The sequence below is a fragment of the Nocardia sp. NPDC058114 genome (assembly GCF_042884695.1).
Lineage (GTDB): Bacteria > Actinomycetota > Actinomycetes > Mycobacteriales > Mycobacteriaceae > Nocardia.
The window spans coordinates 63,197-86,304 of record NZ_JBHVTK010000011.1 but is presented as its reverse complement, the minus strand read 5'-3'; the positions used below and the strand labels follow the sequence as shown (position 1 = coordinate 86,304).

The window sequence follows — 23,108 nt, the reverse complement described above, 5'->3', positions numbered from 1 at the left end:
CGGATCGACGTCGCCATCACCTCTACGGCCAGAAGTTCGCCTGTATCGCGTCTACTGGTGCGGCTCTCGGCACAACCGGACTCGGCATCCACGGTGGCGCAGCTCACACGCATTCCACTCTTTACGACATACCCCCTAGGGGTATATGTTCGTATCAACGCACAGCGAACTGAGAGAGGCGAAACGATGACCACCAACGCCCACGCCGGACACACCGCACACGTCAACGCCGCAGCCCAGCCCGGCCACGTCGAACAGAGCACCGCGCACGGCGGACACGCCGAACACGGCGGCGGTGCGCACGCCCCGCACAACGGTCACGCGCCGCAGGGTGGCGCCCATGAAGGACACGAGGCCCACTCCGAGCACGGCGGTGGCACTCACGCCGGACACGGCACACACGCAGCCGGGCACGATGCGGGCCTGCCCGGGGGCCTGGGGATTACGCAGGACGGGTACACCCTCGACCTCGACACCACGATCGCCGAGCCCGGCAAGATCGACTTCCGATTCCGGATTCTCGGCCCGGACGGGTCGGCAGTGACCGAGTTCGACGCGATTCACGATCGCGAACTGCACCTGATCGTGGCGCGTCGCGAGCTGACCGGGTTCTGGCATGTACACCCGCGACGGGAAGCGGACGGCACCTGGGTGATCCAGCTGGACCTCCCCGAAGCCGGGGCTTATCGGGTGTTCACCGATATCGCACCGCGCGCACTCGGCCGCACCATCACCCTCGGCGCCGATCTGGCGATCGCGAGACACTATGCGCCACAGCCGGTTCCGGTGGTGAACCGCACCACCGAGGTCGACGGCTATCAGGTGACAGTGGCCGGTGAGTTGCGCGCCGAGGGCGATCTACTGACGCTCACCGTGCGCAAAGACGGCGAGCCGGTGACAGATCTGCAGCCGTACCTGGCGGCTTTCGGCCACCTCGTCATCCTGCGCGCGGGAGACCTCGCGTACGTCCACGTCCACCCCAACGGCGAACCCGGCGACGGAGTCACGCCTTCGGGTCCCGAAGTCACCTTCCACACGGCGGTTCCGGGCCCCGGGACCTACCGCCTGTTCCTGGACTTCCAGCACAACGATGTCGTCCGGACAGCCGCATTCACCCTCACCACTCTGGAGATCCCGGCTCCCTGACACGGCGACTGTTGCCGTGTCAGGCCAGAGCGCATCCGCGAACCAGGTCGGCTACGTTCGACTCGGCGCGTCCGACAACAAACGGGTCGCGATGGTGCGGGCCGCTTGCACACGAGCCGAATCACCGGTCTGGCGAGCGACATTGGCGGCGCTCACGATCGCGTCCAGTTCGAAGACCAGCAGATCGGGGTCGACGTCGACGAGTTCGCCCATGGCCTGAGCCTTCCGGACCTCGCCGGCCAGGAAGGACAGCCAGTAGTCGTGGTCGGCGACGACGGCGTCGCGCACGGGACCGGGCTTGCTGCTGAATTCGGTGAGGGTGGCCACCCGGAAGCAGCCGCCGGGGAAGGGCGGATTCTCGATGTGCGCGAACCAGCCGTCGATCAGCGCGCGAACCCGGGTTCCACCGCGTGGCGCGCGCAGGCCGGGAGCGATGACGCGTTCGATGAAGATGTCACGGCCCGCCTGAACGGCGGCGAGTTGGAGCGCCTCTTTGGTACCGAAGAGGGTGGCGATGCCGCTCTTGCTGATGCCGAGGTCGGTGGCGAGCCGGCCGATGCTGAGGCCGTCGAGACCCTCGACAGAGGCGAGTTCGGCGGCGCGCCGGGCGATGGTGGCGCGCGCACGGGCGCCCTTGGCCAACCGCTGATCGCTCGGTTCCGACAACTGGGTCATGTGCATCATTGTTCCACTGCGGGGTTGCGAAGGCGAACGATCGGTCGTACTTTTATTTACGAACGATCGTACGTTCTTATTCTCCCCCTCGAAGGACTCCGCATGACCGACGTGACAGCTCGGCCCGAAGATCCGCTCAGCACAGCTACTCCCGACAGCAGCGCCGCAGGCCGCACCCTCGCCGTCGCCTCGGGCGCGGCATTCATCGCCTTCCTCGACCTCTCGGTCGTCAACATCGCGTTCCCGACGATCGCCCTGAGCTATCCCGGCACCCCCACCGGGACGCTGACCTGGATCGTCAGCGGCTACGCGATCGCGTTCGCGGCGCTGCTCACCCCGGCCGGGCGCATCGCCGACGCACTGGGTCGCCGTCGCCTGTTCGCGCTGGCACTGGCCGGATTCGCCATCACCTCGCTGCTGTGCGGGCTGGCGCCCGGCGCGGGCTGGCTCATCGCCGGACGGGTCCTGCAGGGCATCGCGGCGGCGTTCATGGTGCCCGCGGCACTCGGGCTGGTCCTGGAGGCCACGCCACGAGCGAAGATCGGCGCCGCCATCGGCGCCTGGTCGGCCGCCGGTGGTTTCGCGGCGGTGGTCGGCCCGGCGCTGGGTGGCGCGTTGGTCGAGGCGTTCGGCTGGCGCGCGGTGTTCCTGATCAATGTGCCGATCGCGTTGGCGCTGATCGTGCCGGGGCTGCGGCTGCCCGGCGGCGACCAGGGCTCCCGCGAGACGACGCTGCCCGATCCGCTCGGCACGCTCGCCGTCGCGATCGGGCTCGGTGCGATCGTCGCGGCCGTCACCGAAGGCCAGTCGTGGGGGTGGACCGCACCCGGCACGCTCGTCGCCTTGCTCGGCGGTCTGGCGCTGACCACGTTCGCGTTGCTTCGCTCCCGTCGCCACGCCAATCCCGCTGTCGCCGTGGCACTGTGGCGTGATCGGCAATTCGCCGTGGCGAATGCGGGTTCGTTCCTGTTCGGCGCCTCGATGTTCGCCTGGCTGCTGGCCGGTCCGCTGTTCCTCGATGCCATCTGGGGCTACTCCGTCCTCGAATCGGCGGCGGCGCTGACCGTCGGTGCGGTGGCCTCGATGGTGACCGCCGTTGTCACCGGGCGGATTACGACGCCGGCAGGCCAGCGGTGGGTAGGTGTGCTCGGTGCGCTGATGTCGACAGCCGCGCTGGTCTGGATGAGCACCGACGCCTTCGGGCCCGAACCCGCGCTGTGGACAGCGTGGATTCCGGCGGGCGTGCTCGGCGGCGGCGGGATCGGCATCGTCGTCACGGTGTTCGGCACCGCGGCGGCGAGTTCTGTTCCACCGCAACAGTTCGCGGCGGGTATCGGAATGAACGTCACCGCCCGGCAGGTGGGCGGAGCACTCGGCATCGCCGTCCTGGCGGCCATCTTCTCGGCGACCTCCGACGACCCCCTTCGCGGCTTCCACCTGCTGTTCGCCGTGTGCGCGGCCATCAACCTCGCCGTCGCCCTGCTGCTCGCCGCGCCGTCGCGGGCTCGTTCGACCGACTGAACCAGAGGAGATCGACATGTCTTCCAGCACACCGCTCTCCGTGCAGTTCTCCGCCGAGGCCGACGATCCGCTGGTACTGGCGCCGGAGCAGGCCGCCGCACTGCTCGCGGGGGCACCGTGGCAGCGTTTCGCGGTGCTCGGCGATTCGATCGCCGCGGGGACGGGTGACCCCAGTCCCGGATACGCTCCCACCGGCTGGGCCGATCGGGTCGCGGCACACCTCACGTCGGTGAATTCCACACTGGCCTATCGCAATACGGGCCGGATAGGCGCGACCAGCGGTCAGGTCATCGACCGCCAGCTCGCCGAAATCCTGGAGTTCGCACCGGATCTCGTGCACCTCAGCTGCGGCGGCAACGACCTGTTCACCGCGGGCGGTGACATCGATCAACTGCACACGAATCTGTCGACGATCCTCACCGCGCTGGCCGCCACCGGGGCACAGCTGTCGATTTTCACCGTGGCCGACGTGTGGTCGGTCGAGCGGATGGCCCCGATGCGAGCCATGCGGCCGCAGATGATCGCGTTCAACGAGGTGGTGCGGGCGATGGCCGCCGAATTCGATGCGGTGCTCACCGAATTCTGGAACCATCCGCTGCGGTCGAGACCCGAGTTGATGAGCGCGGACCTCATCCACTTCACCACGAGTGGGCACGCGGTGGTGGCCGGTGAGGTGGTCACGTCGCTGGCCTCGCTCATCGACAGGTCGTAGTGGAGGCGGGGCGGTCGCAGCAGGATCGCCCCGCACAGACCTCAGCCGGCAACGGCCTGTGCGCCGATGCGTCGCTCACCTGTTGTCGTGCACCAATCGAGTACCGAGTGCGACCAGTTCGGATCTCACCTCGGCAGGACCGACCACCTCCACGTCGCCGCCCCAGCCCGCCAGCTGCCGGGCGACCATGTTCGCGGTATCGGCGGAGATCTGTGCTCGCACCCGACCGTCGGGTGCCGGGCCGAGCAGAGTGCAGTTGCGGCCCTGCTGATCGGCCAGGATCGGGGCGAGCTCGGTGGAGACGAGAACCGTCGCGGAAACGGCGGCGCGCCGCCCCTCCATCTGCTCGACGATCTGCGCCCATTCCGCGGCGAGATCGAAATCCGCTGGTCGGTCGGCTGTTTCGTCGAGCGTGATGGCCTCGGCGATCCGGTCGAGGCGGAAGGTTCGCTGCCCGCGGTCGGTGCCCGCGATGAGATACCAGACCGTCTCCTTCTCGACCAAGCCCCACGGATCGATCGTGCGGACCGTGCGTTCCCCCTTGCGCAGGTATTCGATGCGCACGCGGCGGCGATCCACCACCGAGCGGCGCAGCGTATCGAGCACCGCGGGTGCTCGAGGATCGGGGCGACCCCACCGCGCCGGATCGACCACAACCGCGTCGGCTGCGGCGGCCGCATCGGCGCGGAAAGTGTGCGGCAGGGCGCGGACCAGTTTGCGAAGGGCCGACTTCAGTTCGGGGGCGGCCTGGGCCGCCGGACCCGCGAGCAGGAACAGCGCCCTGGTCTCCCCCGCCGTCAGCCCGGACAGGTCTGTGCGGGCGCCGCCGATCAGCGACCAACCGCCCCCGCGACCCGATTGCGGATAGACCGGGATGCCCGCGGCCGACAAAGCCTCCAGGTCACGGCGGGCCGTCGCCACCGAGACTTCGAGCTCGGCCGCGACCTCCGCGGCCGTCACCCGCCCGCGTGCCTGCATCAACAACAGGGTGGCTACCAATCTGTCCGCTCGCATACTCGGCAATTCTGCCGAACAAAGTGCTCATTCGGTGAGCACTTTGGCTGGCAAGGTCGTTGTCACACCGAAGCGACAACCGAATGGAGCAGACATGCTGCGCGGAATGGCCACCACCACCTACTACGCCGACGACCTCACCGCCGCCAAGGACTGGTACAGCGAATTCCTCGGCATCGCGCCGTATTACGAGGTACCCGGCGGGTACTACGAGTTTCGGCTCGGGCCGTTGCAAGCCGAGCTGGGCATCATCAACCGCGCGTATGCCCCGGCAGGCGCACGCAATGCACCGGGTGGAGGCGGAGTCGTGTTCTGGCAGGTCGACGACCTCGCGGCCACCTTCGCCCGGTTGCTCGAGCTCGGCGCCACCGAGTACGAGCCGATCACCGAACGCGGCGAAGGAGCCGGGTTCGCGACCGCGGCGGTGCTGGATCCGTTCGGCAATGTGCTCGGGATCATGGCGAACCCCCACTATGTGGCGATGACCGCGCCGGTGCCGACCTAGGTCCCGCGTTCAGGCTGTGGCACCGGTGGCGACAACCGCGGTGCTCAGGCGAACCAGCGCTCGAGGACGGTGGCCACTCCGTCCTCGCTGACGTCTCCGGTCACCTCGTCGGCGAGGGCGAGCACCGCGTCGGGCGAGCCTGCCATCGCTACCGAATGTGCCGCCCAGCGCAACATCTCCCGGTCGTTGAAACCGTCGCCGATGGCCAGAGTCGCATCGGCCTCTACGCCGAGGAGGAGCCGAAGTCGTTCCAGTGCCCAGCCTTTGGACACACCGCGCCGGGAGACCGTGAGCCACGGACCGTACTCGCCGTGCACCCAGGAGGCATCGGGCACATCGAATTCCTGTAGGAGGCGCAGCATTTCGTCGGGGCTGCCGTCGGGCCACCAGCCGTTGAGGCGCGGGGTCGGCACACTGCTCAGTGTGCGGTGGTCGACCAATCGGAAGTCGCCGATCGAGAACTCCCCCGGCCCGTGCCCCGTCGCCCAGGTACCGACGCCCACCTGTTCCGCGGCGAAGATCATCGCTGGGAACAGTGCGCGCAGCGCGAGTACGGCAGGTCCCGGATCGAACGACTGGACCGCGACCGGCTCGCCACGCGCCACATCGATGTGCACAGCACCGTTGGAACACAACGCATGCCCCTCGGCGAGCCCGAGCTCGCTCAGCACCGGACGTGTGGTGAGCACCGTTCGCCCGGTGGTCACCACCACATGCGCGCCGGCCGATACCGCCGCTCGCACCACCGCCCCCACCCGCGCGCTGATATCGACCCCCTTCGCCAGCAGGGTCCCATCCACATCGAGCGCAATCAGCTTCGGCGCTCCCCCAGCTAAACCCACCGCCCTATTGTGCCCGCACCCACCGACAGCCCACCCCGGTTTCACTACCAGCGCTCCGACGACCGGCCGCGCGAACCGCATCGCCGTGGCTGCGGACCGCGAGATCGACTCTCGTGGCACACCCGTCCATGTCGCAGCGAGCCCCGCGACATGGACGTGATACCGCGGCCGGGCTACGCAGGCGCGTCAGCCGATCAGCAGCGAGAGCCGGAACCGTCGGAGGAAGAGCTCGTCGGCGGTGGCGCGCTCGTGCACTGCGTGTTCGAGGACACTCAGCACTCCCGGGCGTTCTCCAGCGATGATGACGTCGAACTCTTCACGTGCGGAGTGCATTCGTCGATGTCGCCTACAACGTCGATGTCGCCTACAACGAAGCCCTAGAGTTCCCGTTCTCGCGCCCGACCTCGTTCGCCGATCGGATGTTCATCCCACCGGCGAGGCAAGGCCGACCTGTCAGTAGCAAGAACATTGATGCCGCGGCGGCTGCAACGGGCGTGACCCATGGTCAGCGGCGTGAGCCGCCACCGCCACCGCCACCGCCGCCACCGGTGGAGCCACCTGCCGATGCGCCACCTTTGGAGCCTCCCGAGGAAGCGCCGCCGGAGGACGCACCCCCTGAAGACGCACCACCTGATGCCGCACCACCGGAGGACACACCGCTGTCGGATCCGCCGCCGGAGGACGCACCACCTGACACGCCACCGCCTGACGCACCACCACCGGACGCACCACCACCGGACGCACCACCGCCTGACGCACCGCCACCGGACGCACCACCGCCTGACGCGCCACCACCGGACGCACCACCACCGGACGCACCGCCACCGGACGCACCACCGTCGGATCCACCACCACTGGACGCACCACCACCGGACGCACCACCGCCTGACGCGCCGCCGCCTGAGGCACCGCCACCGGACGCACCACCGCCTGACGCGCCGCCGCCTGAGGCACCGCCACCGGACGCACCACCGTCGGATCCACCACCAGATGCACCACCACCGCCGGTGCCGCCGCCGTTCGATGCACCGCCATCAGACGCCCCGCCGCCGGTCGAGCCACCGGAAGTTCCTGTGCCGCTCGATGTTCCGCCACCGGTCGCGCCGCCTGTGGTATCCCCGTCGGTCGTACCGCCGGTCGGCGTTCCGCCCGAGGTGGTGCCACCGGTCCCGCCGGTCGACGTGCCGGGGCTGGAAGGTGTTGTGCCGGTGCCGGTTCCACCGGTCGGGGTCGATCCCCCGACATCGACCGTCACGCCGCCCGAACTCGGCGTGGATGTGCCACCGGTCGGTGTGGACGTGCCGTCCGTCGGTGCCGTACCCGGCGACGGCGCGTTACCTACGGCGGGAACAGTGCCGGGCGAGGTCGGAGTGCCCGGCACCGCAGGAGTGCCGGGGCTCGAGACCGGGCCGCTGTGGGGAAGTTCGGGGGTGCCGGGGTTGGTCGGCGTGTTCTGGGGCTGGGCAGCCTGTTGGCCGAACGGTAAGGGGTTTATGAAGCGGGCCGGGTCGCCGTAGGTGGTACGGGCGAGGACCGGCGACTTGCAGTCGTTGCTGACGTCCAGGCGGCCGGGGGCGCCGCGGTCGGCGCTGCCGCCGGGGCGTGATGTGCCGCCGGGCGCGGTCGCGGGGGCGATGAAGTTCTCGTAGGCGCTGCGGGCCGCGGCTATGCCCGCCACCCGGATGCGGCCGTTGAGCGGGTCGACATCGCTGACCAGACCTGCGGTTCGGGCGGCTAGGAGGTCGGCGCTCATGTCGTAGAGCAACGCGTCGGCGGGAGCGCCCAGCACCGGGAACCGGTCGAGTACCGGCATCAGGCCGGGGTCGAAGGGGCTGCCGAACACGGTCATCGCCGACATGGCGAGCGCGGAAACGACTGCCGCGCTGGAGAACACCGCCACGTGCGGCACCGGGCCACCGGTTTGCTGCTCCGGCGCGAAGGTGCGAGCCGCCAAACCCGCCGCGCCCGAAGCGATCACCTGGCCGGGGTCGGCGACGGTGACGAGCGGAACGCCGAGTTCGGCGAGGGTGCGGGCGACTTCGGGCGGACGCGAGGCACCGCCGACCACGAGAATGCGCGACAGGTCCGCGAGCCGCAGCCCCGCCGCGGACACGCTCTTGCTGACCAGCGGGAAGGTGTCGCGGATGTGCTCGGCGCGCAGCGCGTCGATGTTCACCATGGAGGTGAGGGTCTGGGTCGCGCGGCCCGGACCCGGGTCGCCCGCGTAGCGAGCGACCATCTCGCCGAGCGGCTTGCCACCGAAATCGATGGACCGCGTGGGAGTCCCGACCATCGGGTGGTGCGGCCAGTCGGGACCGACACGCAGCACGGTGAGGTCGAGGCTGGTGGCGCCCAGGTCGTAGACGAGCACGAAGCCCGGCTCCAGTGGGCCGCGATCGACCTCGAGCCATTCCGCGGCGGCGACCGGTTCCGGCACCAACAGGACCTCACCGGCGCCCGCGAGATGCAGCGCCTGGCCGAGTAACGAGACCTGTTTGTCGGTATAGACCGCCGGATAGGTCAACACGATCCCGGCGGGCGGTTCGGCCAGCTCGATCAGACCGGTGACCACCGCGGCGATCAGGTTGGTCGCCGAGTAGAACCGTCCACCCATCACCATCGGCTCGGGCTCGCGCGTGAGATCCGCGAAATCCGTGATCGCCGAGGCGAATTCGTTGATCGCGCCGATACGGGGCCTGCCCGCGTCGTCGAATGTCAGTGCGGTGCGTCGTGTTCGCACCGCCGGTTTGGCCGGATCGTCGGCGACTACCGCCGAAATCGCATTGACCGCACCGATACTCAAGCCCAGACCTCTGGTCATGTTTTTTGCTATCCCGTCAACGCACCGTGACCACGTCCAGCACGCGAGCGCACCATGTGGCCGCGGTCGTCTTCCAAACAGCTCGCCTAGATTAACTGGCACGTCCGCGAATTGCTGCCGGATTGATACGGAAACCGCAACCATGCGTCGCCACAAGGCGATTCATGCAGGTGAGATCATTGAAGCCAACATATCCACCCCCCTGAACACCCTCCCCGCGATTCACAGACTCCGAGAAGCAGCTACCTGCGAGTAATCGGACAGAGCGCCCACTGAATACATTCTTCAAGTTTGTTATCCCGCGCATTCAGTGCACTTACCGGCCGGTAACCAATTCATTTACTACCAACGCGATTTCACTGGCGGCGAATTACATTCCCCCATTTCGAAGTCGGCCCACTTTCAGTGACACGTCAATGCAGCGACCGAATCCCGCCAGCACGACCCTGCGCGCGCCGGTTGACTGAAAGGACGGAGAGACACCGACCCGATGTTCGAAAAACCAAGGGAAAGAAGGCACTACGCATGTCCACTCGATTCGCCGACCAGGTCGTACTCATCACCGGCGCCGGCTCCGGCATCGGCAAGGCGGTCGCACTGCGAGTCGCGTCCGAGGGAGCCGCCGTGGTTCTCGGCTCCCGCGGCAAGGACCAGGGCGAGCAGGTCGCCGAGCAGATCAGGGCGACGGGCGGCCGCGCGCTGTTCGTCGCGACCGATGTCACCGTCGATGCCGATGTCGAACGACTCACCCAGGCCGCGCTCACCGAGTACGGCCGCCTCGACGCGGCGTTCAACAACGCGGGCGCGGTGAACGCCTTCGGGCCGATCGCCGAGATCGATACCACGTCCTGGCGCGCCGACCTGGATCTGAACCTCGACGGCGTCTTCTACGGTCTGCGCCACCAGGTTCCGGCCATCACCGCCTCCGGCGGCGGCGCGATCCTGAACAACGCCTCCAACCTCGGAGTGGTCGGCATGGCGCACGTGGCGCCGTATGTGGCCGCCAAGCACGCCGTCGTCGGACTCACCCGGTCGGTGGCGCTCGAGACCGCGGCGACGGGTGTGCGGGTCAACGCGCTGATCTCCGGTGCGGTCGACACCCCGGCGTTCCGCGCCTCGATGGGCGCGACTCCCGAGGCAGAGGCGGCCATCGCGGCGCTGCACCCGATGGGCCGGATCTCCCAGCCCGACGAGGTCGCCGCGGTGTGCGCCTTCCTGCTCAGCCGCGAGGCGTCGTTCGTCACCGGTGCGGCCATCGCCGCGGACGGCGGCTTCACCGCGCAGTAGGCGCACACGAAAGGCCCGCAACGTCTCCCAGTGACGTTGCGGGCCTTCGCTTTTCGATCAGCTGCGAGCGAACAGCCGCTTCACCGAACGTTCCCGCTGCACCGCGGCCCCGCGGGCGACCGCCTGCGGGCGACGGGCGCGAACGAGTCGGTCGAACTCGGCCGCGTCACGGGTGGGCTCGCGCAAGTTGCCGCCGTTGAAATCGTCGGCGAGCTGCTGCACGGTCTCCTGTGCACACGACTTGTTGGTCCCGATGAAACCGGTCGGGCCGCGCTTGATCCAGCCGGTCACATACGTGCCGGGGAAGACCTCACCACCGGGTGCGGTGAGCACCCGGCCCGCGTCGTTCGGGATCACCGCGCGAGCGTCGTCGAACGGCAGATCCACAGTCGGCACCCCTCGGTAGCCGACCGAGGTGAGCACGACACCGGCCTCGAGCAGTGTCGTATCACCGGTCGGCGTGGCGGCCACGCGACCTTCGGCATCGGCGACGAGCTCGTTGCGCTCCACCCGTACCCCGGTCACCGTGTCGGTGCCGACGATCTCCACCGGCGAGGACAGGTAGCGGAACACGATGCGCTTACGCTCACCGAACGGGCGATTCGCGACGCTGTGCAGCAGGCGCAGCTTCTGCTCCACCTTGTAGGGCAGATCCGGCGTGATCGCGGGCAGCTCGCCGTCGATCGCGATGTCGATATCGGCGGCCAGCAGGCCGACGAACTCGGGCACCGTGAACGCCGACTCGGCCGGACCACGACGGCCCAGGATCACGACCTCTTCGATCTTGCTCTCGCGCAATGCCTTCAGCGCGTACGGCGCGATATCGGTGTCGGCGAGCAGCGCCGGATTCACGGTCAGGATGCGGGCGACATCGAGCGCGACGTTGCCGTTGCCGACGATCACGACCCGCTTCTGGTTCAGGTCGAACCGGTCCTCGGCGTGGTCGGGATGGCCGTTGTACCAGGCGACGAAGTCGGTGGCCGACACATTGCCCGCCAAGCCTTCGCCAGGAATGTCCAGCTTGCGATCCGAGGACGCGCCCACGGCGTAGATCACGCCGTGGAAGTGCTCGAGCAGCTCGGCATGGCTGATGTGCTTGCCGATCTCGACATCGAGGTAGGTACCGAAGTCGTCCTGCTTCGACATGATGTCGAACAGGTCGGCGACCTTACGGGTGTGCTTGTGATCGGGCGCGACGCCCAGGCGCGCCAGCCCGTAGGCCTGCGGCAGGCGGTCGAACATCGTGACCGCGACACCGGGCTGGGTGAGCAGCTCGTCGGCGGCGTACATCGCCGAGGGACCCGATCCCACGATGGCGACGCGCAGCGGGGAGCGCTGCGTGTCGATCGCGGGCGGCATCACCGGCGCGGCCAACGTCGGCCGATCCCGCTGCACGCGGTAGAAGTCGGCGTTGATCTCGATGAACGGCTTCTGCTCGTCGGTCAGCTTCTTCGACGAGGTGATGGCATCGACGGGGCATGCGGTGGCGCAGGCACCACAGTCCACGCAGGCCGCCGGATCGACGTAGAGCATCTCTGCGGTACGGAAATCCGGCTCATCCGGGGTGGGATGAATACAGTTGACCGGGCATGCGTAGACGCACGAGGCGTCACTACAGCATGACTGGGTAACGACATATGGCATATTGCTATCGTCTCAGGCGGCGTGCTTAGCGGAGCGCTTGGGCTCCGAGCGGTACCGGCTGGACGGGCCGTCGATGCCGAACATCTTCCACACCTTGCGGGCGACCGGGTTCATCAGACCGATCTCCTCGGCGAGCGCGCGCACGTCGATGAAGTAATCGGCGAAGACCTGCTTGGCCTCCTTGGAGCCGTAGAACAGCTCCTTGCGCACGTCGGCGGGCATGTCGAACTGCTTGAAGAAGGTCTTCGGCGGGGTCGCGATGGCCCGGCCGAGGATGAACATGATGGTCGGCATGGCCAGCGACAGCACGAACTTGTTGAACGAGCGCTGCGCGGGCACGTTCTTCTTCAGGAACTCGTGCGCGAAGGAGATGTGGCGAGCTTCCTCGGCCACGTGGATCGCCATCACGCCGCGCATGATCGGGTGAATGTCGTCACCCGAGCGCAGGATGTCCTTCTGGATGTGGTCGATCGGCTCTTCGCCGGCGAGTACGGCCATGAAGAACAGGTTCGGCATCAGCGCGCCGACCGGGGAGACCAGGTGGCGCAGCTGACGCACGAGCGGGTTCATGCCCGGCACGTCGGCGACGCGGTTCACCATCTCCTGGAACATCAGGGTGTGGTTGTGCTCTTCGATCATCTCGTGCGAGCAGTACCGGAATTCCGGATCGTTGTTCTTCAGATTGAAGATGTGCTGCATCATGCCGACGATCAGGATCGCCTCGAACTGCAGGCCGACCTTGGCCACGTTGGCCTGACGGACCTTGCCGATCTCGATCTTGGTGTCCAGCGGCAGCGCCTGGTACCAGGGGTGGCGACCGATGGGGTCGGCCGAGGTGACCAGGACCCAGCGCTCGGGCTTGCAGTTCGGATCGAAGTCGGGGGCGTCCCAGTCGATGTCCTCGAACGGGTCGAAGTGGCGATCGACCGATGCCTCGGACAGCATCAGCAACTTCTCGGCGTACGCCTGAGCCTCCGCGACTACAGGATCGACGTCAGGGGTGGTGGGCGCAGACATCGTCGTCACTGCCTCTCCTCTAGGGACGTTTACTGTTTCCAATGGTTACACCTACACCGAGTCACGTCAACTCCATGCCATGCCGAATCTCTCGTGTTCGGCGTGGCGAAAGCCCTGTTGAGGAAGCTACTCACCAGTAAAAATGCCTCTACCTGTGACACTGCGTCATGCACAGTCTTCGAGGGTCCGCGGTGAGACACGAAAAAAAGTTGTCCGGCGAGCGCGTCGAACCGGCTGACGGACCGCCGGTACCGGTTAACCTGCGCCGATCCCCATCAGTCGGACCGCGCACGGACCGCCGGCGAACCCCTCGACAACGCACCGGGGCCCCGCGACAGGTGTCGCGGGGCCCCGGTCGTTGCTGGAGGATCAGGCCAGGGGAAGGTCCGGGATCCGGGTGGCACGGGCGTACACCGTCTCGCCCTCGGTCAGGTGCAGCGCCGCGGCATCACCGCGGGTGACCTGGGCGGCGAACTGGTCACCGGTCGCGGCATTGCGCAGTTCCAGGCGCACCTCGAAACCGAGGCGCACGATCCGCTCCACCGTGGCCCTTGTGACGCCCGCCGATTCGGCGGTGCCCTCGTGTTCGGCCATCGCCATGCTCGGATCGCGCCCGACGCGGATGTCGTGCGGGCGGACCAGGTGGCCGTTGAGCCGGGCGACCGCGCCGAGGAACGACATCACGAACTCGTTGGCGGGCCGGTCGTAGACCTCCTCGGGCGAACCGACCTGCTCGATGCGGCCCTTGTTCATCACCGCGATCCGGTCGGCCACATCCAGGGCTTCCTCCTGGTCGTGGGTGACCAGCACGGTGGTCACGTGGACCTCGTCGTGCAGCCTGCGCAGCCACTGCCGCAGATCGGTGCGCACCTTCGCGTCGAGCGCGCCGAACGGCTCGTCCAGGAGCAGCACCTGCGGGTCGACGGCCAGTGCGCGGGCCAGTGCCATGCGCTGACGCTGACCGCCGGAGAGCTGCGCGGGATAGCGGTGCTGGAAACCGTCGAGTCCGACGATGCCGAGCAGCTCGTCGACGCGCTTGTCGATCTCTTTCTTCGGCCGCTTGCGGATGGTCAGGCCGAAGGCGACGTTGTCGCGCACGGTCATGTGCTTGAACGCGGCGTAGTGCTGGAACACGAAGCCGATATCGCGCTTCTGCGGCGCCACGTGGGTGACGTCGTTGCCCGCGATCACCACCACGCCCGAGTCGAGGGACTCGAGGCCGGCGATCGAGCGCAGCAGCGTCGACTTGCCCGAGCCCGACGGGCCGAGCAGGGCGGTGAGCTGGCCTGCGGGAATATCGATGCTGACATCGTCGAGGGCGGCGAAGGAACCGTAGTTCTTGCGCGCGTTGGTCACGGTGATCATTCGGTGCCCCGCTTGCGTTCGAGGAGAGTCATCAGGAGAAGGACGATCAGCGCCATACCCATGAGCAGGGTGGCCGCGCTGTAGGCGCCGAAGGTGTTGTGGTCGTTGATATAGCGGCCGTGCACCAGCAGGGTGAGCGTCTGGGACTTGCCGGGAAGCGCCGTGGAGACCATGATCACCGCGCCGAACTCGCCCAGCGCGCGGGCCACGGTGAGCACGACGCCGTAGGTCAGACCCCAGCGGATGGCGGGCAGGGTGATGCGCCAGAACGTCTGCCAGCGCGAGGCGCCGAGGGTGGCCGCGGCCTGCTCCTGATCGTCACCGATCTCGTGCAGCACCGGCTCCACCTCACGCACCACGAACGGCAGCGTGACGAAGATGGTCGCGATCACCATGCCGGGCAGGCTGAAGATCACCTTGAATCCGAGTGATTCCAGCCCGCCGAACCAGCCGCCCGCGCCCCACAGCAGGATCAGTGACACACCGACGACCACCGGCGACACCGCGAACGGCAGGTCGACGATGCCCTGCATCAGACTGCGGCCCGGGAACTTGCTCCGGACCAGCGCCAGCGCCGTGACCACACCGAACACCACGTTCAGCGGCACCACGATGACCACGATGATCATCGACAGCTGGAACGCCGAGATGGCCGCGGGCGTGGTGATCGACTCGATGAACGCGCCGATCCCCCGCTCGAACGTGCGCAGCAAAATGATCACCAACGGCAGCACCAGCAGGATCAGCAGGTAGCCCAGCGCGACCGTGCGCAGCGAGATCCTGGTGAACGCGGACAGTTTCATCGGGCCGCCTCTTCTTTGCGCGAGGTGCGTTCGGCCAGGATCCGCAGCACGAGCAGGCTGACGAACGAGATCACCAGCAGCGCCACCGACACCGCGGCCGCGTTGACCGGCCGGTCGACCTCGATCTGCTGCTGGATGTACTGCGAGGTCATCTGCGTCTCGCGCGGGATATTGCCGCCGATCAGCACCACCGACCCGTACTCACCGATCGCCCTGGCGAAGGCGAGGCCGCCGCCGGAGATGATCGCCGGCGCCAGGGTGGGTAGCACGATGCGCCGGAAGGTGATCCAGTTGCTCGCGCCCAGCGACAGCGACGCCTGCTCCACTTCCTTGTCGACCTCGATCAGCACCGGCTGCACCGAGCGCACCACGAACGGCAGCGTGACGAAGGCCAGCGCCACCACCAGACCGGGCTGGGTGGCGTTGAGGTGGATGTCGACCGGGCTGTTCGGGCCGTAGAGCGAGAGCAACACGATCGAGGCGACGATCGTGGGCAGCGCGAACGGAAGGTCGATCAGCGCGTTGACGATGCCCTTGCCCGGGAACTCGTCACGAACCAGCACCCAGGCGATCAGCGTGCCCATCACGACATTGATCACGGCGACGATCACCGAGACGCCGATCGTCACCTTCAGCGAGTCGAGCGCCGAGGGCGCGGTGACCGCGTCCCAGAAGCCGGACCAGCCGTCTTCGAAGGAGCTGACGGTGAGCGCCGCCAGCGGCAGCAGCACGATGAGGCTGAGCCACAGCACGGCGACACCGATGCCGAACGGGCCCACCGACCCGGTGACGCGCAGCCAGGCCCAGCGAGGTCCGCGCGAGGTCGGCGGCTTTTTGTCCAGTTTCACGGCGCCGCCGGGATCGGAGGTCTCCCCGGTCCCGGCGGGCCCACTGCTGTCAGTCACAGTTGTCCAGTATCGCGTGTGAGCCGGGTCACGGCCTACTTGGTGGCCTTGTCGTAGATGACGGCGACCTTGCCGGTGCCCTGCGCGAACAGATCCTTGTCGACGGCCTTCCAGCCACCGAGGTCATCGATGGTCCACAGCTTGGCCGGGGTCGGGAAGTCCTTGGCGAACTCGGCCGCGACCTTCGGGTCGACCGGACGGAAGCCGGCCTTCGCCCACGCTTTCTGGCCCTCGGCGGTGAACAGGAAGTCGCGGAACGCGGTGGCCTTGGCCAGGTTCTTCGAGTTCTTCAGCACCGCGACCGGGTTCTCGATCTTGAAGGTGGTCGGCGGGTTGATGTGCTCGATCGGGTCGCCGTTGCGCTCGGAGAAGATGGCCTCGTTCTCGTAGCTCAACAGCACGTCGCCGGTGCCCTGCAGGAAGGTCTCGGTGGCTTCACGGCCCGACTTGGGCTGCACCTTCACGTGCTCGGGCGAGACCAGCTGCGACAGGTAGTCCAGACCTGCCTGCTGGTTCTTGCCGCCGTCGCTCTTGGCGGCGTAGGGCGCGAGCAGGTTCCACTTGGCCGAGCCCGAGCTGAACGGGTTCGGGGTGACGACCTCGACACCCGGCTTCAGCAGGTCGTCCCAGTCCTTGATGCCCTTGGGGTTGCCCTTGCGCACCACCAGGGTGACGACCGAACCGAAGGGGATGCCCTTGGTGGCGTCGGCGTTCCAGGTGGACTCGACCAGACCGGCGTCGACCAGGCGGGTGATGTCGGGCTCGACGGAGAAGTTCACGACGTCGGCCTCTGCGCCGTCCTTGACCTTGCGCGACTGGTCGCCCGAGGCGCCGTACGAGGCCTGGACCTGCACACCCTTGCCCGCGTCGGTCTTGTTGAACTCGGGCACGACCTTGTCGAAGCCCGGCTTCGGGACCGCGTAGGCGTAGAGGTTGAGGGTGCCCCCGCTGCCGTCGGCCACGGTAGCGCCGCCGTCGGTCGAGTCGCTGGCGCCACCGCCGCAGGCGGTCAGGGCGACCGCGGCGACAGCAGTGAGAGCGATGGCGGCGGCGCGGCGGCGCGAGCCGATCCAGGTGTTGCGAGACATCGGGGTGTACCTTTCGGGAAAGGACCTGCGGCGCAACGATTTTCGTGGCGGCAGGGAAGATCGTGTCGATCGGTAGACCTGTCGTACGTGGATATACGACAGTTGGCGCGACTCGGGCCCAACGGCCCCCGGAGTGACGGACTACGACTGCGAAAGGAAAGCGCGCGCCAGTCTACTGGGCAAGAACGCGCAGCCGGGTCCGGTGGCCGATCATCGACAGAGAATGTCTGCGACCGCGAGGTTGCCGACAGCGATCAACGCCAACTCATGGCGGATCTGCGGGGCGACACTCGACGACACAGGCAGACTGTAGCAGATTGCGCCATGATGATCGCAATCGACGAGAGTTCTCTAACCAGGGGGGATTTCATCCTATGACCATGGCTCCAGACCGGGTTCGCACGCGTTTTCCGGAGATCAGCACGCGCACTTGGGAACACCCGGCCGACCGCACCGCACTCGTGGCGCTGCGGTCGCTGAGCGGCTTCGACACGGTGCTGCGGGCGCTGTCGGGATTGTTGCGGGAGCGCCAGCACCGGTTGATGTACCTGGCGACCGCCGTGCGGGTCGACGATCGGCAGTTCCGCACCCTGCACGAGTTGCGCGCGGACTGCGTCGGCGTGCTCGACGCGCAATCCACACCGGAGATGTTCGTGCTCCAGGACCCCTCGGTGAACGCGTTCACCATCGGGATGGACAAGCCGTTCATCGTGCTCACCACCGGCCTGCTCGAACTGATGGACACCGAGGAACTGCGGTTCGTGGTCGGCCACGAACTCGGCCACGCACTGTCCGGGCACGCGGTGTATCGCACGATGCTCATGCACCTGATGCGGCTGTCGGCCTCGGTCGGCTGGATGCCGGTGGGCGGCTGGGCGTTGCGCGCGATCGTGGCAGCGCTGATGGAGTGGAGCCGCAAGTCGGAGCTGTCCGGCGACCGGGCGGGGCTGCTGTGCTGCCAGGACGTGGAGGCTTCGGTACGCGTGCACATGAAGACCGCGGGCGGTGCGTGGCTGCACGAGATGAACCACGGCGCGTTCCTCGACCAGGCCGATGACTACCTGCGCTCGGGCGACCTGCGCGACGGCGTGCTCAAGCTGCTCAACCTGGAACTGCAGTCGCATCCGTTCTCGGTGCTGCGCGCGGCCGAGCTGCGCCGCTGGATCCAGTCCGGCGAGTACGAGCGGGTGCTCGGCGGCAGCTATCCGCGTCGCGAGCAGGACAAGAACGCGCGGATCAGCGAGGAGGTCAAGGAGGCGACCCGGCACTACCGCGAGTCGTTCGACCAGTCCGAGGACCTGCTGGTCCGCACGGTGCGCGACCTCGGCCGCGACGTGGGCTCGGCGGTGAACACGGTGGGTCAGGAAGTCGGCCGCACGGTATCCGACCTGGGCAAACGTTTCGACGACTGGCGCAAGAACTAGCCGCAGTGTCGGCGCGGGCTGGTGCTCGCGCCGACTAGCGCGTGAAGAACCACGCGATGACGACCAGGACCAGTAGGGCGATGAGCGCGAGCTGGACGCGAGAACGTGGCATCAGCGGGCACCGCTGCCGACGGTCGGGCGTTCGGCGAGGGTGACCGGCATCGGCGGTTCGGTGCGATCGTCGCGGCGCAGCAGGCGGAAGGCCATACGCAGGCTTCGGTCGAGCAGGAAGGCGATGGCGAAGCTGATCGGGACCATGCCGACCAGCACCACGAGAAACTGCGGAATGAAGGGCAGCCCGGCTACCCAGAGTTCGAACCCGTCCCACCAACCTGCGATGCGTTGCACGCCGTCCAGCCTAGTCGGTCGCCGTGAACGCCCTCGCCGTCCGCATGGCCGCGGGCGAATTCCCGGCCGCGACCGGCCGATACGCCGAGATCGCCGCCCCCAGCGGTGGACGCGCGCCCACACCGCCGTGATGATGGGGTATGGAGTCTTCCAGCGCTGACAGCCTGCCGATTCTGAGTCCGGTGTCCTCCAGCGGCCGTCGCGGCGCGTTTCCCCCGATCGACGACTATGCCTTCCTGTCCGACTGTGAAACCAGCTGCCTGATCGCCAGCAGCGGTTCGGTGGAGTGGATGTGCGTGCCACGCCCGGACTCCCCCAGCATTTTCGGCGCGATCCTCGACCGCAGCGCCGGGCATTTCCGGATCGGCCCCTACGGAACGAACGTGCCCGCGGCGCGGCGCTACCTGCCGGGCGGGATGATCCTGGAAACCACCTGGCAGACCGAAACCGGCTGGCTGATCGTGCGCGACACCCTGGTACTCGGCCCGTGGCACAACAACAACGCCCGGTCCAAGACCCACCGGCGCACCCCGATGGACTGGGACGCCGAACACATCCTGCTGCGCACGGTCAAGTGTGTGAGCGGCACCGTCGAACTCGAAATGAGCTGCCAGCCCTCGTTCGACTATCACCAGCGCGGAGCCAAATGGGAGTACACCGGCAAGGTCTACGAGCAGGCGACCGCGCGGGCGTCGAGCGATCCCGACAGTGGGCCGTCGCTGATTCTCACCACCGATCTGCGCCTCGGCCTGGAGGGTAGGGAGGCACGCGCCCGCACCAGGATGGCCGAGGGCGACCAGGTGTTCGTCGCGCTCACCTGGTCGGAGCTACCCGCGCCCGCCACCTACGACGAGGCCGCGCAGAAGATGTGGGCGACCACCGAGTGCTGGCGGCGCTGGATCACCCAGGGTGATTTCCCCGACCATCCGTGGCGCAGCTACCTGCAGCGCAGCGCACTCACGCTCAAGGGGCTCACCTACGCGCCGACGGGCGCGCTCCTCGCCGCCGCCACCACCTCGCTTCCGGAAACCCCTGGCGGAGAACGTAACTGGGACTACCGCTACACCTGGGTGCGCGACGCGAGTTTCGCGCTGTGGGGCCTGTACACCCTCGGACTCGACCGCGAGGCCAACGACTTCTTCGCCTTCCTCGACGATGTCACCACCGGCGAGAACGGGGACGCCGTCCCCCTGCAGGTGCTCTACGGGATCGGCGGCGAACGGCAGATCACCGAATACGAGCTGCCGAATCTGTCCGGCTACGACGGCGCGCGCCCGGTCCGCGTCGGCAACGCCGCCTACGACCAGGACCAGCACGACATCTGGGGCACCATGCTCGACGCGGTGTACCTGCATGTGAAATCGCGCGGGCAGGTGCCGGAATCGCTGTGGCCGCTGCTCGAACGCACCGTGCACGCGGCGATCGCGAACTGGCGCAAACCCGATCGCGGGATCTGGGAGGTCCGCGGCGAACCGCAGGACTTCACTTCGTCGAAGGTGATGTGCTGGGTGGCACTGGATCGCGGCGCCCGGCTGGCGGAGTTGCACGGCCAGCACGAGCGCGCGGCCGAGTGGTTCGAGATCGCCGAGGAGATCCGCGACGACGTCCTCGAATTCGGTGTCAGCCCGGAGGGCATCTTCACCCAGACCTATGGTGGCAACACGCTCGACGCCTCGCTGCTGCTGGTGGTGCTGACCCGATTCCTGCCGCCCGACGATCCGCGCATCCGCGCGACGGTGCTCGCCGTCGCCGACCGCCTCACCGTCAACGGACTGGTGCTGCGCTACCGCACCGAGACCACCGACGACGGCCTGGAAGGCGAGGAGGGCACCTTCACGATCTGTTCGTTCTGGCTGGTCTCGGCGCTGGTGGAGATCGGCGAACTCGAACGGGCAACCAATCTGTGTGAGCGGCTGCTCGGACTGGCCAGCCCGCTGCGCCTCTACGCCGAGGAGATCGACTCACGCACCGGGCGGCACCTGGGCAACTTCCCGCAGGCCTTCACCCACTTGGCGCTGATCAACGCCGTGACCCACGTGATCCGGGCCGAGGACCAGCGCAACGCGGGTCAGTTCCAGCCCGCGCACTCACCTTCGCACCGCTCATGAGACCGGGGCGGCCGACGCCTTCGCCCGGTGCCGGACACAGTGTTTCGCCCCACCGGGCGCCCGCTCAGTAGGCGAGGCGTTCGGCGCGGGCGCGTAGCCCCGCCACCGTGCGCAGGCCCGCGTCGATCTCGGTGATACGCAGTTCCCGATGGTCGCCGTAGCGCAGGCCTGTCTCCTCGGCGGCGCGCAGGGCCTCGTCGGCGGTACGGCCCACTTCGGCGGCGATCTCGGTGTAGTGGTCGCGCAGCACACGTTGCAGGGAGCGAAGGCGGTTGCGCGATTCCTTGCCCACCTGGAAGATCACGTCGTCGGCCAGCCGGGCGACGGCCACTTTGGCCTCTGCCTGCCTGCGATGCTTGCGGTTCTTGCGGTCGTCCCACAGCGCGTTCACACCGAGCAGCACACCCGCGCCGGCGGAATACCAGTTCACCAGCGACATCCCGAGCAGGCTGGTGGCCAGACCGACCATCAGGATGCCGCCGTAGGAGCCACGCAGCGCGGTGAGCAGCTGCTGTCCCACACCGGCTTTGGCACTTTCGAGGGGTTCCAGCGGCTGCACCGGCTCGAGAACCTCGCCGGGGTTGGTCAGCCGCAGTTCGGGCAGCGGGGGGGTTCGGTTGTCGGGCGGGAACTTCGAGGCCACCTGCTCGGTGAGCTCGACGGCACGGTAGTGCGCCATCACGAAGTTCTCCTCGACCGCCTCACAGATCCGCGCGTCCAGCTCGGAGGCGAAATCGGACCACTTGCGGGCAGGGTCGGTGCGGGTGATCTCGGCCTCGGCCTCGCGAACCAGCGTGCGCAACCGGTGCCGCAGGTCGTGTTCGATGTCTGCGCTGAGCTCGGAGCTGCCGTCGACGAGGGTGACCTGCCAGGTGGCGGTGCGCTGTCGCAGCTGATCGGCGGTGGTGCGCGCGGCGGCGAGGCGCTGGGTGATCTCGGCGCGCCTGCGCGGGTCGCGCAGTGTGTCCGACTCGGCCCGCAGGGTGACGGTGAGCTGATCGGTGATCAGCGCGATATCGCGCACCGCGGCCGCCACGGCCACCGAATCGGCCTGGGCGACAACATATTCCCGCAGGTGATCGATGAGCTGGGGCACGCCCGACTCGGCATCACGCTGCTGGTCGCCGCGCTCGGCGGCCTCTCGGTGCAGCAGACCCGAGACGGGAGCCACCGCGAAGTTCAGCCCGGCACCGTCGAGCAGCGCGCGATTGCGTCGCTGGGTGAGCGACCAGTGCGGGTTGCGGTCGATCTTGGTGAGTACGCAGACCACCGACGGGCACACCTGCTCGACCCGGCGCAGGTAGTCCAGCTGCGCCTCGGTGAGCTCGGCGGCGGAGTCGGCGGCGTAGAGCACGACATCGGCGGCGGCGATCATCGACCAGGCGGCCGCCTCGTGCGCGGTCGAGCCGGGCGCGTCCATCACGACGAGCCCGTCGGCCAGCAGCCCACTCGGCTCGGCGAACTCGGCGCGCAACACACCGAGCGAGGTCAGGGCGGGAAGCGGATTCAGCGGATCGACGGGCACCCGTTCGACCCGGCCACCCGGCGCCGACTTCACCAGCGTCGCCTTCGGCGCCTGGCCGTATTCGACGATCACCGGAACGCTCGGCTTGCCCTCGGTGGCACTGACCGGCGACCCGACCATGCTGTTGACCAGCGTGCTCATCCCCGCCTGCGGTTCGCCGACGACGACGATCCGGACCCGCGGATCGCTGAGCCTGGCCCGCACCATGCCCAGCCGGGCATCGAGGTCGTTGCGGCCGCCCGAGCGGACCAGTTCCCGCAGTTCGTCGACCAGCGCGACAACGGGAGCCATCACATCCGGATGCTTCACCGTCGCGGTCTGCAGTCCGGCTGCGGCAGACACCTGTTCCTCACTCTCG

21 protein-coding genes are annotated in these 23,108 nt (G+C 68.0%); 7 read left to right on the top strand and 14 right to left on the bottom strand.

What is annotated here, in order from left to right:
* Positions 1-186: 186 nt before the first annotated feature.
* A complete protein-coding gene (locus ACFVVI_RS30225) occupies positions 187-1,146 on the top strand; it encodes a hypothetical protein (protein ID WP_387447743.1) in 960 nt (319 codons plus the stop codon).
* A gap of 51 nt (positions 1,147-1,197) precedes the next feature.
* On the opposite strand, the gene ACFVVI_RS30220 is transcribed toward ACFVVI_RS30225, so the two are convergent.
* Positions 1,198-1,821 (bottom strand): TetR/AcrR family transcriptional regulator, encoded by a 624-nt coding sequence (locus ACFVVI_RS30220; protein ID WP_387447741.1) that lies wholly within the window; start codon positions 1,819-1,821, stop codon positions 1,198-1,200.
* A gap of 102 nt (positions 1,822-1,923) precedes the next feature.
* On the opposite strand from ACFVVI_RS30220, the gene ACFVVI_RS30215 reads away from it, so the two are divergent.
* Both ACFVVI_RS30215 and ACFVVI_RS30210 read left to right on the top strand, forming a co-directional pair.
* Positions 1,924-3,342 (top strand): MFS transporter, encoded by a 1,419-nt coding sequence (locus ACFVVI_RS30215; protein ID WP_387447739.1) that lies wholly within the window; start codon positions 1,924-1,926, stop codon positions 3,340-3,342.
* A gap of 16 nt (positions 3,343-3,358) precedes the next feature.
* Positions 3,359-4,054, top strand: coding sequence for an SGNH/GDSL hydrolase family protein (locus tag ACFVVI_RS30210; protein WP_387447737.1), 696 nt, complete (start codon positions 3,359-3,361; stop codon positions 4,052-4,054).
* Between the two features lie 75 nt (positions 4,055-4,129).
* Here the strand turns inward: ACFVVI_RS30210 and ACFVVI_RS30205 are convergent, their stop codons facing one another.
* Positions 4,130-5,068, bottom strand: coding sequence for a helix-turn-helix transcriptional regulator (locus ACFVVI_RS30205; protein ID WP_387447735.1), 939 nt, complete (start codon positions 5,066-5,068; stop codon positions 4,130-4,132).
* A gap of 94 nt (positions 5,069-5,162) precedes the next feature.
* Between ACFVVI_RS30205 and ACFVVI_RS30200 the strand changes: the two genes are divergently transcribed.
* Positions 5,163-5,573: a VOC family protein gene (locus ACFVVI_RS30200; protein ID WP_387447733.1), complete on the top strand. Its 411-nt coding sequence runs from the start codon at positions 5,163-5,165 to the stop codon at positions 5,571-5,573.
* Between the two features lie 44 nt (positions 5,574-5,617).
* Here the strand turns inward: ACFVVI_RS30200 and ACFVVI_RS30195 are convergent, their stop codons facing one another.
* The 3 genes from ACFVVI_RS30195 to ACFVVI_RS30185 all read right to left on the bottom strand — a co-directional run bounded on the left by ACFVVI_RS30195 (position 5,618) and on the right by ACFVVI_RS30185 (position 9,236).
* Entirely contained in the window at positions 5,618-6,415 is a 798-nt protein-coding gene (locus ACFVVI_RS30195; protein ID WP_379311922.1) for an HAD family hydrolase, read from the bottom strand.
* Positions 6,416-6,601: 186 nt separating this feature from the next.
* Entirely contained in the window at positions 6,602-6,748 is a 147-nt protein-coding gene (locus ACFVVI_RS30190) for a hypothetical protein (protein ID WP_387447731.1), read from the bottom strand.
* Positions 6,749-6,920: 172 nt separating this feature from the next.
* Positions 6,921-9,236 (bottom strand): Hsp70 family protein, encoded by a 2,316-nt coding sequence (locus ACFVVI_RS30185; protein WP_387447729.1) that lies wholly within the window; start codon positions 9,234-9,236, stop codon positions 6,921-6,923.
* 525 nt (positions 9,237-9,761) lie between these two features.
* On the opposite strand from ACFVVI_RS30185, the gene ACFVVI_RS30180 reads away from it, so the two are divergent.
* Positions 9,762-10,523 (top strand): glucose 1-dehydrogenase, encoded by a 762-nt coding sequence (locus tag ACFVVI_RS30180; RefSeq protein ID WP_387447728.1) that lies wholly within the window; start codon positions 9,762-9,764, stop codon positions 10,521-10,523.
* 57 nt (positions 10,524-10,580) lie between these two features.
* Here ACFVVI_RS30180 and ACFVVI_RS30175 read toward each other — a convergent pair whose 3' ends face one another.
* The 7 genes from ACFVVI_RS30175 to ACFVVI_RS30145 form a co-directional block, all read right to left on the bottom strand.
* The gene (locus ACFVVI_RS30175; protein WP_387447726.1) at positions 10,581-12,167 is read right to left on the bottom strand and encodes an FAD-dependent oxidoreductase; all 1,587 of its coding nucleotides are present in this window, start codon (positions 12,165-12,167) and stop codon (positions 10,581-10,583) included.
* 12 nt (positions 12,168-12,179) lie between these two features.
* The gene (locus ACFVVI_RS30170; protein ID WP_378993818.1) at positions 12,180-13,193 is read right to left on the bottom strand and encodes a diiron oxygenase; all 1,014 of its coding nucleotides are present in this window, start codon (positions 13,191-13,193) and stop codon (positions 12,180-12,182) included.
* A gap of 360 nt (positions 13,194-13,553) precedes the next feature.
* Complete coding sequence (locus ACFVVI_RS30165) at positions 13,554-14,549, bottom strand: sulfate/molybdate ABC transporter ATP-binding protein (RefSeq protein ID WP_378993816.1); 996 nt, start codon at positions 14,547-14,549, stop codon at positions 13,554-13,556.
* The gene (cysW, locus tag ACFVVI_RS30160; protein WP_378993813.1) at positions 14,546-15,352 is read right to left on the bottom strand and encodes a sulfate ABC transporter permease subunit CysW; all 807 of its coding nucleotides are present in this window, start codon (positions 15,350-15,352) and stop codon (positions 14,546-14,548) included. Before cysW ends, ACFVVI_RS30165 begins: the two co-directional genes overlap by 4 nt.
* Positions 15,349-16,200: a sulfate ABC transporter permease subunit CysT gene (cysT, locus tag ACFVVI_RS30155; protein ID WP_378637744.1), complete on the bottom strand. Its 852-nt coding sequence runs from the start codon at positions 16,198-16,200 to the stop codon at positions 15,349-15,351. Before cysT ends, cysW begins: the two co-directional genes overlap by 4 nt.
* A 92-nt stretch (positions 16,201-16,292) precedes the next feature.
* A complete protein-coding gene (locus ACFVVI_RS30150) occupies positions 16,293-17,345 on the bottom strand; it encodes a sulfate ABC transporter substrate-binding protein (protein ID WP_378993812.1) in 1,053 nt (350 codons plus the stop codon).
* Positions 17,346-17,555: 210 nt separating this feature from the next.
* Positions 17,556-17,645: an Ms4533A family Cys-rich leader peptide gene (locus tag ACFVVI_RS30145; protein ID WP_019045829.1), complete on the bottom strand. Its 90-nt coding sequence runs from the start codon at positions 17,643-17,645 to the stop codon at positions 17,556-17,558.
* A 74-nt stretch (positions 17,646-17,719) separates the two neighbouring features.
* On the opposite strand from ACFVVI_RS30145, the gene ACFVVI_RS30140 reads away from it, so the two are divergent.
* Positions 17,720-18,769 carry a M48 family metallopeptidase gene (locus tag ACFVVI_RS30140; RefSeq protein ID WP_387447723.1) on the top strand — a complete coding sequence of 350 codons (1,050 nt, stop codon included), beginning with the start codon at positions 17,720-17,722 and terminating at the stop codon, positions 18,767-18,769.
* A 111-nt stretch (positions 18,770-18,880) separates the two neighbouring features.
* On the opposite strand, the gene ACFVVI_RS30135 is transcribed toward ACFVVI_RS30140, so the two are convergent.
* On the bottom strand, positions 18,881-19,117 hold the full coding sequence (locus ACFVVI_RS30135) for a hypothetical protein (RefSeq protein WP_378657211.1): 237 nt from the start codon (positions 19,115-19,117) through the stop codon (positions 18,881-18,883).
* A gap of 140 nt (positions 19,118-19,257) precedes the next feature.
* Between ACFVVI_RS30135 and ACFVVI_RS30130 the strand changes: the two genes are divergently transcribed.
* Positions 19,258-21,225 carry a glycoside hydrolase family 15 protein gene (locus ACFVVI_RS30130; protein WP_387447722.1) on the top strand — a complete coding sequence of 656 codons (1,968 nt, stop codon included), beginning with the start codon at positions 19,258-19,260 and terminating at the stop codon, positions 21,223-21,225.
* Between the two features lie 64 nt (positions 21,226-21,289).
* On the opposite strand, the gene ACFVVI_RS30125 is transcribed toward ACFVVI_RS30130, so the two are convergent.
* The gene (locus ACFVVI_RS30125; RefSeq protein WP_378993804.1) at positions 21,290-23,092 is read right to left on the bottom strand and encodes a hypothetical protein; all 1,803 of its coding nucleotides are present in this window, start codon (positions 23,090-23,092) and stop codon (positions 21,290-21,292) included.
* Positions 23,093-23,108 lie beyond the last annotated feature (16 nt).

Coding starts and splice junctions, on each gene's coding strand:
- ACFVVI_RS30200 (WP_387447733.1), top strand. CDS start 5,163: ATGCTGCGCGGAATGGCCACCACCACCTACTACGCCGACGACCTCACC.
- ACFVVI_RS30215 (WP_387447739.1), top strand. CDS start 1,924: ATGACCGACGTGACAGCTCGGCCCGAAGATCCGCTCAGCACAGCTACT.
- ACFVVI_RS30185 (WP_387447729.1), bottom strand. CDS start 9,236: ATGACCAGAGGTCTGGGCTTGAGTATCGGTGCGGTCAATGCGATTTCG.
- ACFVVI_RS30190 (WP_387447731.1), bottom strand. CDS start 6,748: ATGCACTCCGCACGTGAAGAGTTCGACGTCATCATCGCTGGAGAACGC.
- ACFVVI_RS30130 (WP_387447722.1), top strand. CDS start 19,258: ATGGAGTCTTCCAGCGCTGACAGCCTGCCGATTCTGAGTCCGGTGTCC.
- ACFVVI_RS30140 (WP_387447723.1), top strand. CDS start 17,720: ATGACCATGGCTCCAGACCGGGTTCGCACGCGTTTTCCGGAGATCAGC.
- ACFVVI_RS30180 (WP_387447728.1), top strand. CDS start 9,762: ATGTCCACTCGATTCGCCGACCAGGTCGTACTCATCACCGGCGCCGGC.
- ACFVVI_RS30210 (WP_387447737.1), top strand. CDS start 3,359: ATGTCTTCCAGCACACCGCTCTCCGTGCAGTTCTCCGCCGAGGCCGAC.
- ACFVVI_RS30225 (WP_387447743.1), top strand. CDS start 187: ATGACCACCAACGCCCACGCCGGACACACCGCACACGTCAACGCCGCA.
- cysW (WP_378993813.1), bottom strand. CDS start 15,352: ATGAAACTGTCCGCGTTCACCAGGATCTCGCTGCGCACGGTCGCGCTG.
- ACFVVI_RS30205 (WP_387447735.1), bottom strand. CDS start 5,068: ATGCGAGCGGACAGATTGGTAGCCACCCTGTTGTTGATGCAGGCACGC.
- ACFVVI_RS30175 (WP_387447726.1), bottom strand. CDS start 12,167: ATGCCATATGTCGTTACCCAGTCATGCTGTAGTGACGCCTCGTGCGTC.
- ACFVVI_RS30220 (WP_387447741.1), bottom strand. CDS start 1,821: ATGACCCAGTTGTCGGAACCGAGCGATCAGCGGTTGGCCAAGGGCGCC.
- ACFVVI_RS30165 (WP_378993816.1), bottom strand. CDS start 14,549: ATGATCACCGTGACCAACGCGCGCAAGAACTACGGTTCCTTCGCCGCC.
- ACFVVI_RS30150 (WP_378993812.1), bottom strand. CDS start 17,345: ATGTCTCGCAACACCTGGATCGGCTCGCGCCGCCGCGCCGCCGCCATC.